This is a genomic window from Shewanella sp. GutCb (assembly GCF_002836135.1).
Lineage (GTDB): Bacteria > Pseudomonadota > Gammaproteobacteria > Enterobacterales > Shewanellaceae > Shewanella.
In genome coordinates, this window is the sequence record NZ_PJBL01000024.1 from 86926 (window position 1) to 96369 (window position 9444).

Below are 9444 nucleotides of genomic sequence, written 5' to 3' on the forward strand. Positions count from 1 at the left end.
AAAGGAGTCCAAGTATGGGTCTGTATTTGCAGGTTTAACATTATACGGAGATGGTCACTTCTAGCTAATTAACTAATTAACTAATTAACTAATTTGGATATGTTTACGTGCGGTTAAAGTAAGGCGTGTTACTTAAAGTGGGAAAATAACATGACAGAAGCTCATCATCCGTTAACGGATTTTATTGAATATTCAGAACAAGAGATGCTTGCTCGAGCAGATAAAAATTATGCAGAGGTGAAACGGCGTCATTCGATCCGCAAATTCTCTGATAGACCCATAGCTAAAGCTATTATTGAAAAGTGCATCTTGGCAGCGGGCACCGCGCCCAATGGTGCTAATCATCAACCATGGCATTTTGTGGCGATAAATAGTCCTGAGATTAAGGCGCTAATACGTCATGAGGCCGAAGCGTTAGAGCAGGCATTTTATGCGGGCAGAGCAGGGGAGGAGTGGTTAGATGCACTTAAACCGCTAGGTACCAATGCGGATAAACCTTACCTTGAACATGCACCTTGGTTAATCGCTATCTTCAGTAAAAAACGTACTGAAGAAGAGGGCGAGCAGAAGACCAATTACTACGTTCATGAATCCGTTGGCATCGCTACCGGTTTTTTGATCCAAGCACTGCATCATGCAGGCTTAGGCACTTTAACGCACACCCCAAAACCTATGTCATTTTTAAGCAAAGTGTGTGGCCGAGATAGTTCAAATGAACGACCTTATATGCTGATTGTTGCAGGGTATCCAAGCGAAGAGGCAACCGTGCCAGAACACGCACTGCAAAAGAAATCATTAGCAGATATCAGCGATTTCATCTAGGGACTGTAGAACTTTCACGGTTGTTTTTGCCGCAGTGTGGAGGGGCAGAGATAGTCAGTTTAGGAAAAAATGGACGCTTAATCGCGTCCATTTTTGTTAATCGGAGGAGCAGGGCTTGCTATGCTCAGCGCTATAGCGAAGCGTGAGGACCGAAGACTTCATAGTGAATACGATCACTTTTTACGCCGAGCTCAAGCAGTTGTTGCTTGGCAAACTGCATAAAAGCAACGGGGCCACATAAGTAGTAATCGCCATTATCGATAGGCAATGAATCTCTAACTGTGGCAAAGTTCATAAAGCCCTGATGGATGTTGCTATCCGCCACAACTTCATTTGATTTAGTAATATCGCGGTACCAAGTGTGATGCTGTAGATCCAAACTTTTACCCAATGCTTCCACTCGTTGGTTAAATGAATGTTGCTCTACACCTTCGCAGGCATGCAGGTAAAACACGGGTTTTGCAAACGATTTAGAGGCCAACATCTCCAGCATAGATTGCATTGGAGTGACTCCGACACCAGCAGAAATCAGTACCACAGGAGCCTCTCGCTCTTCATAGTGGAAATCACCAGCGGGTGGGTAAATATCAACGCTATCGCCAACATGGATATGGTCATGCAGATAGTTAGAGACCACGCCAGGTACGCCTATTGCTTCACGCTTTACCGAAATACGGTATTGCTTGCCGTTTGGTTTATCTGATAATGAGTATTGACGCATCTCTTGGTAATCGTGGTTAATCGGTGCCACGCTAACGCCAAGATACTGACCTGATTCAAAATCAATAACCACTTCGCCATCCTCTGGAGCGAGCACAAAGCTGGTGACGAGTTCTGATTCAGACGTTTTCTCGATTACTTCAAATTTTCGAGCACCTTGCCAACCACCCACTTCAGTGGCACTTCTGTGGTAAAGCGTTGCTTCTCTATCAATGAAGATGCCCGCTAACACGCCATAAGCAGCGCCCCAAGCCTCTTCTACATCCGGTGTAAAGGCATCTGGCGCCAGTTCACGCAATGTTTCAAGTAGGTGATGGCCGACAATGGGGTAGTGTTCAGGTTGAATATTAAAACTGGTGTGCTTGTGGGCAATACGCTCTACCGCGCCGCTTAATGCGCCAAGGTTATCAATATTCTTTGCATAGGCTGCTACGGCATTAAAAAGTGCCGCGGGCTGTCCACCAGAGTGCTGATGGCTCATGTTGAAGATGTTTTTTAGCTCAGGATTATGGGCAAACATGCGCTTATAAAAGTGTTCGGTAATCGCTGTTCCTGCTGATTCTAATAATGGAACTGTACTTTTTACTATGCTGATATGTTTCTCAGATAACATCTAAATATCCTTAATAATTGTTCTTTATAAGTTGCTATGCGGGCTTAGCAACATAGGTAGGGTGTCATTTTAAACAAGTGTTTTTAACGTGTGTAAAACCAATTTTATTGTTGTCTCGCGCTCAACAGTATCGAGCTGTAGTGCCATAGGAATAGGCTAAAAGCGACTATCCAACAAAGTGCGCTAATGTCCCATGCGAGAATAGGTTGCTGCACCAAGGGTAAGATAACTCGCGCTAGTGCGCCGAGCAGTATGAGCATGAAAGCAATATTGATTGAAAAATGGGGTTTAAGAGCTCGGCCTGTATGCCCTAACGATACGCGAGCGATCATGGCTAAGATCATCGCACCAATGGTGCCAACAGTGATGAGGTGCAGTGCATCCGCAAAACGTAATAACTCGATATGATAGCTTAAGCCAAGTGCAATCAGACCCAGTGCCAATGCCAAGTAAGAGCCGTGTAACGACCAGAGTAGTGGCACTTTAAGCGTGGTGATACTGTTCCAATTAAGCAGACGAAGTAAGTGCAATACACCGGCTAAAATGAGCAGTGGTGCTGGGGTGAAAGGCAGCTGAATAAAGTAACCCGTAAAAAATACCGTCACGCCTAACAAGGTGGCAATAGGGATTAACTTGTCGAGTAAAGGTGTCGTTTTAACGTTGGCGTTATCAGCGCCTCGACCGGTAAAAAAAGGAATAACGCGACCGCCAATAATGCCGACTAACAAACCGAACAGTAGAATAGCACTACGCGAAAGGTGTAACGCCAACTCTGTATGGCCATTAATATCCGCCAGTAAAAAGCCGATATTGAGCGCCATCATAGCGAGAAGTAACGGAATAAATTGGTAGTTGCGGTTGCTACTGGATTTGATAACCATGCTCGCGATATAGGCAATAGAGACTAGCCACCAAGTTGCTTGCAATGCGACCGCAAGCATAAGCAGGTTCGGGTCTGCTGACCATATCAATACTCTTACTGCCAGCCATATCAATGTCAGCATCATTAATGGCAAGCCATTTATACTGCGGCGATTAGTCCAAGTCTGAGCTGCTGTAAGCAAAAAGGCTACGGCAATCGTCGCCCCAAAACCAAAGAGCATTTCATGAATATGCCATATCACCGGGCTAAGTCCCGCAGTGGCGAGACCGAGAAATTGTCCGTGAAGAAACAATATCCAAACAGTGATACTGACCACTGACGACAGCGCCGCCGCTAGAAACCAAGGTCTAAAGGCCAGATCCCATAACGGCTGGCTGGCAAGTTTTGTCAATTTTGATCCGGGTTCAATTGCTATCATTTCCACTTCTCCGCTTGAAGACAGCACCTGTTTGGTCTTAGGTTCATTAATCGTTTGCATTAGTTTAATAGGTTTCCGTTTAAGCTTGGTTTATCTAATTAAAAGTTGCAGTGTTGGCACTTTAGTTTTGCGCATTACAACTGCATATGACCCATACCATCGAGTCCAACACAGCGCATGACGTAGCCAATTTTTATCGCTGTAGCAAACAGAATTAAGCCAATGTGGCTGGCCACTTGCGCCCAGAGTGAAAAGCTATCAGCATAGGAATAACCAACTAAAATGCACAGTAGCAGGCCGATAACCGCGATGAACATGGTGCCATTCCCACCGGTAAGGGCATGGGAGTAAAACGTATTCGATGCCGTGCTTATTTGTTGTAAGGTACGATTTTCAACTGCAAAACCGCTCGATACCAGCATTGGCTTATTGCTTTGAAGATGAGTTAACTCTTCAACTAAATCTTCATGGGTGTAGGGCATTGTTTGATTGGCTATCATGACATTGCTCCATAAGTAAGTGTTGCCGTTTCGACTTTTCGCTGTTTATCTAAAGCCATTTGTCGGATTAGAATCTATCTTAATTAAAGACATTGCGATAAGCGTGCCAATGTTGAAAGTAGTGATTATTACTCGCATTTAGATTATGGATTCGTTTGGTGTAGTCATATTGACTTCACACATTTGTAGTCATTAAGACTCTTTAGGGTTGTTTTGAGTGTTGGCGAGAGCCGTGATATGGTGGCGACAGTTACAATCTATTGGGTTTACTATTCTTGTGAGTGAAATATCCTCCGCCGCCTTAGTCCAACTAGCCTTAGATCTCACTAATAGCCTCACAACCAACGACAGGTACGAGCGTTTGCTCAATACTGTACGTCATGCCGTCATTTGTGATGCTGTGGTGTTGTTGCATGTGCAGGGCGAGTATTTAAAACCGCTGGCACAGCAAGGGCTAACCAAAGAGACCTTAGGTCGCCGCTTTGAAACGGTTGCTCATCCAAGGTTTGAGAAAATTTGTGCATCGCAAACACCAGTGAGATTTGCTGCGGATAGTGAATTGGCTGATCCTTACGATGGTTTACTGCTGTCCCATGATGGCGATCTGCCGGTGCATGCTTGTATGGGGCTGCCACTGCTTGCTAACGATAAGCTCATTGGAGTGTTAACCCTCGACAGCATGGTTCCCAATGTCTTTGATGAGATCCCCAAACGAACATTAGACATCATTGCTGCAATGTCTGCAGCCACCCTTAATACAGCCATTTTACTGCAAAAGCTCGAACAGTATTCTAAACATAATCAACAGGTTGTTGCTGAATTAACCCATGAGGCTTTAGTTAAAGATGGTGGTGAGCTGATTGGTAATAGCGAGATCATGCTTAAACTCAAGCGTGAAATAGAGATGGTTGCCGGGTCTAATTTCTCAATCTTAATTGAGGGGGAGACTGGTGTAGGTAAGGAGCTGGTGGCGAGAACGCTGCACAGGCAATCGAGCCGCAGTGAAGGCCCTTTGGTATACGTTAACTGTGCTGCATTGCCTGAAAGCCTTATCGAAAGCGAACTCTTTGGCCATGTTAAAGGCGCATTTACGGGAGCGGACCGAAACCGAATCGGTAAATTTAGCCTCGCCAGCGGCGGTACCATATTCCTCGATGAGATTGGCGAGTTACCACTTGCAGTGCAGAGTAAGTTATTACGGGCTTTACAGAATCAAGAGATCCAAGTCGTTGGTAAAGATGACGTTGAGTATGTCGATGTGCGTATTCTGGCGGCCACTAACCGACAGCTCAAAGTGGAAGTTGAGCAGGGGCGTTTTCGTGCCGACCTTTATCATCGTCTCAGCGTGTACCCCGTTATCGTGCCGCCGTTAAGGCAGCGTGAGGAAGATATTAGTCTGCTCAGTGGTTACTTTATTGAATTAACCCGGCGTAAATTGGGTATGAGTCAACTAACTCTAGAGCCGAGTGCGATAAAAATGCTCAATCAGTATGACTGGCCGGGTAATGTGCGCGAGCTAGAACATGTTATTAGCCGCGCCGCCCTAAGAGCGAGAAGCGACAGTGCTGCAGCGATTGTGCGCATTGGCATCACCCATCTTGCGCTAGTGTTGCCTAATACCGCTCTTGGCGAAGCGTCTAGCCCGGTGGAAGAGAAGCAGATAGCGCAAGACACTGGTAACCTTAAACAGCAAACCGATGATTTTCAACGGCAATTGATTTTGCAGACGCTAACCCAGCAACAAGGTAATTGGTCGGCAACAGCTAATCAATTACAGATGGATCGTGCCAATCTAAATCGTCTTGCAAAGCGCTTGGGGGTCAGAGTGAGTAAGAGTATTGTTGTTAACCCGCTTTAATTGCGTAAATGACTGGAGGCTAAATGGATAAACAGCATATTCTTGATAACCTGCCTAGCGATCTAACCCTAGAACAGTTTGAACCGCTGGTGAAAACGGACAGCGTTTTAATCGAACGCATTATCTCTGCCGCACATGTTACCGCGGAAGGTCAATGGTACGATCAAGCCAAAAGTGAGTGGGTGATGGTGGTGCAAGGGGCTGCCAAGCTAGAATTTGAACATGGTGAGATGGTCAGCTTAAATCAAGGTGAGCATCTCACCATTAAAGCCCATGTGAAACATCGGGTGGCTTGGACAAGTGAGGAAACCGAAACTATTTGGCTAGCAGTACATTATTAACAACTGTCAGCCAACATCAGATCATCATTATGGAGAAGAGCAGCTATGCAACATGATAAGTGGACCTGTATTAAGTGTAATCATAAAGAGTTCGATACTGGTGAGATCCGCGTATCGGGTGGTTTTTGGTCGCGTATTTTCGATATGCAGAATAAAAGATACTACGCCGTTACATGCAGTAACTGCAGCTACACCGAATTTTATAAAGGTAAATCCTCAGCACTGGGTAATGCATTCGACCTGTTCACCTAACAGGAACAGGGCAAGCTAACCAAGGATAACTGGCGATAACAAAAGCTTTATCAACTGCTTAAATTGAAGTTGTCATTTAACGGCTAAAACCCATTAGCTAGTGTGCCGCTTGGCGCTTTTAACGAGGGAGGCTTGCATACATTAGCTAATGCCAAATCTCAGATTTTTGCTATAATGCCCGCACAAATAATAGTGTTTCTTTTTTGAGTGATTTTTATGAGCAATGTTGGCATCTTCAGACCGAATGATAAGCCCGATACCGCACCACTGCCGCCGCTAGAGAGCCACTCTAATCGCCTTGAGTTATTAGCGCCTGCAAAAAATGCTGACTTTGGTATTGAAGCTATCCGCCATGGTGCCGATGCGGTTTATATTGGTGGCCCCGCTTTTGGTGCCCGTGCTAGCGCAGGCAATAGTGTCGAAGACATTGCCAGACTATGTACCTTTGCTCATCAATATCACGCCCAAGTATTTGTTGCTATTAACACTATCTTGATGAATGAAGGTGAACTCGATGCGGCGCAGAAGCTCATCTGGCAGGTTTATGAAGCCGGAGCCGATGCACTGATTGTACAAGACATGGGGATCCTTCAGCTCGACCTGCCTCCGATTGCGCTACATGCTAGTACGCAGATGGATAACCGCAATCCAGAGAAAGTCGCTTTTTTAGAGCAAGTCGGTTTTTCACAAGTTGTACTCGCTCGTGAACTTGGTTTAAGCCAAATTCGAGATGTAGCGGCTAAAACTAATATGCAAATCGAGTTCTTTATTCATGGAGCATTGTGTGTCGCTTACAGTGGTTTATGTAACCTCAGTCACTCTTTCAGTAACCGCAGTGCGAACCGCGGAGAATGCTCACAATTATGTCGCCTACCGGGTGATTTAAAGACCCGCCAAGGCGACGTATTGGCAAAGAATGAACACCTGCTTTCACTTAAAGACAACAACCAGACCGATAACTTAGAAGCGCTTATTGATGCTGGTGTACGCTCATTTAAGATCGAAGGTCGCCTTAAAGATTTAAGCTACGTAAAAAATGTGACAGCACATTATCGTCAAGAGTTAGACAAAATTATTGCTAGACGCCCGGAGTTTAACGCCTCATCACACGGCCGCAGCGAGCACAGTTTTACCCCCGATCCTGAAAAAACCTTTAACCGCGGTAAAACAGATTACTTTGTCCATGAGCGTAGCCAGGGAATGAATGACTTTCGTTCGCCTAAATATATTGGCGAAGAAGTGGCAAAAGTTAAGCGCATAGAGAAAGACTTTATCGAAGTGACCTCCGATACTAGTTTTAATAATGGTGACGGATTATGTTTCTTCCCGAGTAACTTTGCCGAAGCTAAACAGTCCGATGATAAATTAAAAGGCATGCGGGTTAACCGTGTTGACGGTCTTAAACTATTTTTGCTGCGAATGCCAAAAGAGCTCAAAGTCGGTATGACTATTTACCGTAATCACAACCAAGCATTTGAAGCGGTATTAGCGAAAGAGTCAGCCAAGCGTATTATTGAGGTCGATTTGCTATTAGCCGATACCATTGATGGCGTGTCACTGACCATGACCGATATTTATGGTCACAGTGCGGTGCAATCATTGGTGTTCGAAAAAACGGCAGCAACGGATGTCGAAAAAGCCTTAAAAGGGCTGCGTAAACAGCTAGGCAAGCTCGGTAGCACCGATTTTACCGCGCGCAAGATGAATATTGAAACAGCGCAAACTTGGTTTATCCCTACTTCAGTTTTGAACGGCTTACGACGTGATACTGTGGCGGCATTAGAGCAGACTCGTGTTAATGATTATCAACGCCCTAAAGCGTGGAAATACAATCAAGAAGCGGTTTACCCGGTTAAACACTTAAGCTATTTAGGCAATGTGGCCAACGACAAAGCCAAGGCGTTTTATCAACGCCATGGGGTGGTCGAAATTCAAGATACCTATGAGAAAAATGGCATCACTGAAGATGTGCCATTAATGGTGACTAAGCACTGCCTGCGCTTTAATTTCAACTTATGCCCAAAAGAGGTTCCCGGCATTAAAGCCGACCCTATGATATTAGAGATAGGCAAAGATGTATTGAAGCTGGTTTTCGATTGTCCTAAATGCGAAATGCTAGTGGTTGCTGAAAACAGACAGGTACGTTCTGAGTAATAGTTAGTTGTTGCTGACCCAAAATTGTTTGGGTCTTTATTAGTTTTATTTAGCTGCGCCTGAGCTTTTATTAATAGCAAGGTCGTGGCGCTTCGGCCATTCTATTGTAAAGAGCAGAGCCAAGGGGCAAAGCGCTTGCGCCCCTTGACAATCCCTCAGCGCCCCAGACGAAGTTGTCTCCCTCATACTTATTCGAAATAACCTAACGCTTCCGATGGGATATCTGATGTATATGGATTTACGAATGCCGTGATGGCATGGTCAACGATGTTCCCTACATCATATAGACATTTCCCATATCCATATGGGTCAGATGCCAAAGAACGGCCTGTCCCGCGAAAGCTATGCCCACATCTGATAGGCAGGATGCCTGAATGTCTTGAAGTGCATGGATGCACGAGAAAGACCATGTGGGCATTACGGCTATTTCTTCAACGTACTTCGGCAACTTCGATGGGGAATCGGTGTTTTCTATTCGATCTATGGGATGGTGACTTTGGTGCTCTTAATTGAGAGCACAAGAGCTGGGGTCTTGTGCTTTTCCAACCCAGTGCAGATGCGGCTGAGGCCTTCGAAAACAGGACCAATTCTGTTCCCTACAGAATTTGGCATTTCCTCCGTCCTTGGAGGTCAGATGTCTTCGTTGAGCTCACATGGACCCTATCTTTTATAAAGAGTTGCAGCGAGCCTCAGTTGCGTCAGCACATACGCGACCGCAAGTCATTGGAACCACCTTTGTCTGAAGGTAACGCACGCCCCATAACGAGTCAGAAACTATCTCAAATGGCATAGACTCAGGCAGCACTGGATTAAGTAAGAAAGGGTGGTTGGATATACAGTGTTATTGGCTTAATTGTGGAAACAGATCACTTTCTTAGATTCT

General features: G+C 45.2%; 8 protein-coding genes. 5 read left to right on the plus strand and 3 right to left on the minus strand.

Annotation, left to right across the window (positions count from 1 at the left end; translation table 11 throughout):
• Positions 1-150 precede the first annotated feature (150 nt).
• The gene (locus CXF86_RS14405; protein WP_102039320.1) at positions 151-822 is read left to right on the plus strand and encodes a nitroreductase family protein; all 672 of its coding nucleotides are present in this window, start codon (positions 151-153) and stop codon (positions 820-822) included.
• A 130-nt stretch (positions 823-952) separates the two neighbouring features.
• On the opposite strand, the gene hmpA is transcribed toward CXF86_RS14405, so the two are convergent.
• From hmpA to CXF86_RS14420, 3 genes are all read right to left on the minus strand, one after another.
• Positions 953-2155 (minus strand): NO-inducible flavohemoprotein, encoded by a 1203-nt coding sequence (gene hmpA, locus CXF86_RS14410; RefSeq protein WP_101091563.1) that lies wholly within the window; start codon positions 2153-2155, stop codon positions 953-955.
• Positions 2156-2259: 104 nt separating this feature from the next.
• The gene (locus CXF86_RS14415) at positions 2260-3516 is read right to left on the minus strand and encodes an NnrS family protein (RefSeq protein WP_102039321.1); all 1257 of its coding nucleotides are present in this window, start codon (positions 3514-3516) and stop codon (positions 2260-2262) included.
• A gap of 74 nt (positions 3517-3590) precedes the next feature.
• The gene (locus tag CXF86_RS14420) at positions 3591-3956 is read right to left on the minus strand and encodes a hypothetical protein (protein WP_101091561.1); all 366 of its coding nucleotides are present in this window, start codon (positions 3954-3956) and stop codon (positions 3591-3593) included.
• A gap of 277 nt (positions 3957-4233) precedes the next feature.
• Here CXF86_RS14420 and norR point away from each other — a divergent pair, with 277 nt between their 5' ends.
• The 4 genes from norR to CXF86_RS14440 all read left to right on the plus strand — a co-directional run bounded on the left by norR (position 4234) and on the right by CXF86_RS14440 (position 8561).
• Positions 4234-5814 (plus strand): nitric oxide reductase transcriptional regulator NorR, encoded by a 1581-nt coding sequence (norR, locus tag CXF86_RS14425; protein ID WP_102039323.1) that lies wholly within the window; start codon positions 4234-4236, stop codon positions 5812-5814.
• Positions 5815-5837: 23 nt separating this feature from the next.
• Positions 5838-6155, plus strand: coding sequence for a cupin domain-containing protein (locus tag CXF86_RS14430; protein WP_101091560.1), 318 nt, complete (start codon positions 5838-5840; stop codon positions 6153-6155).
• A 45-nt stretch (positions 6156-6200) separates the two neighbouring features.
• Complete coding sequence (locus CXF86_RS14435; RefSeq protein ID WP_101091559.1) at positions 6201-6407, plus strand: zinc ribbon domain-containing protein; 207 nt, start codon at positions 6201-6203, stop codon at positions 6405-6407.
• 216 nt (positions 6408-6623) lie between these two features.
• Positions 6624-8561, plus strand: coding sequence for a peptidase U32 family protein (locus tag CXF86_RS14440; RefSeq protein ID WP_101091558.1), 1938 nt, complete (start codon positions 6624-6626; stop codon positions 8559-8561).
• The last annotated feature ends 883 nt before the right edge of the window (positions 8562-9444 follow it).

Coding starts and splice junctions, on each gene's coding strand:
- CXF86_RS14420 (WP_101091561.1), bottom strand. CDS start 3,956: ATGATAGCCAATCAAACAATGCCCTACACCCATGAAGATTTAGTTGAA.
- hmpA (WP_101091563.1), bottom strand. CDS start 2,155: ATGTTATCTGAGAAACATATCAGCATAGTAAAAAGTACAGTTCCATTA.
- CXF86_RS14405 (WP_102039320.1), top strand. CDS start 151: ATGACAGAAGCTCATCATCCGTTAACGGATTTTATTGAATATTCAGAA.
- CXF86_RS14430 (WP_101091560.1), top strand. CDS start 5,838: ATGGATAAACAGCATATTCTTGATAACCTGCCTAGCGATCTAACCCTA.
- CXF86_RS14415 (WP_102039321.1), bottom strand. CDS start 3,516: ATGCAAACGATTAATGAACCTAAGACCAAACAGGTGCTGTCTTCAAGC.
- CXF86_RS14435 (WP_101091559.1), top strand. CDS start 6,201: ATGCAACATGATAAGTGGACCTGTATTAAGTGTAATCATAAAGAGTTC.
- CXF86_RS14440 (WP_101091558.1), top strand. CDS start 6,624: ATGAGCAATGTTGGCATCTTCAGACCGAATGATAAGCCCGATACCGCA.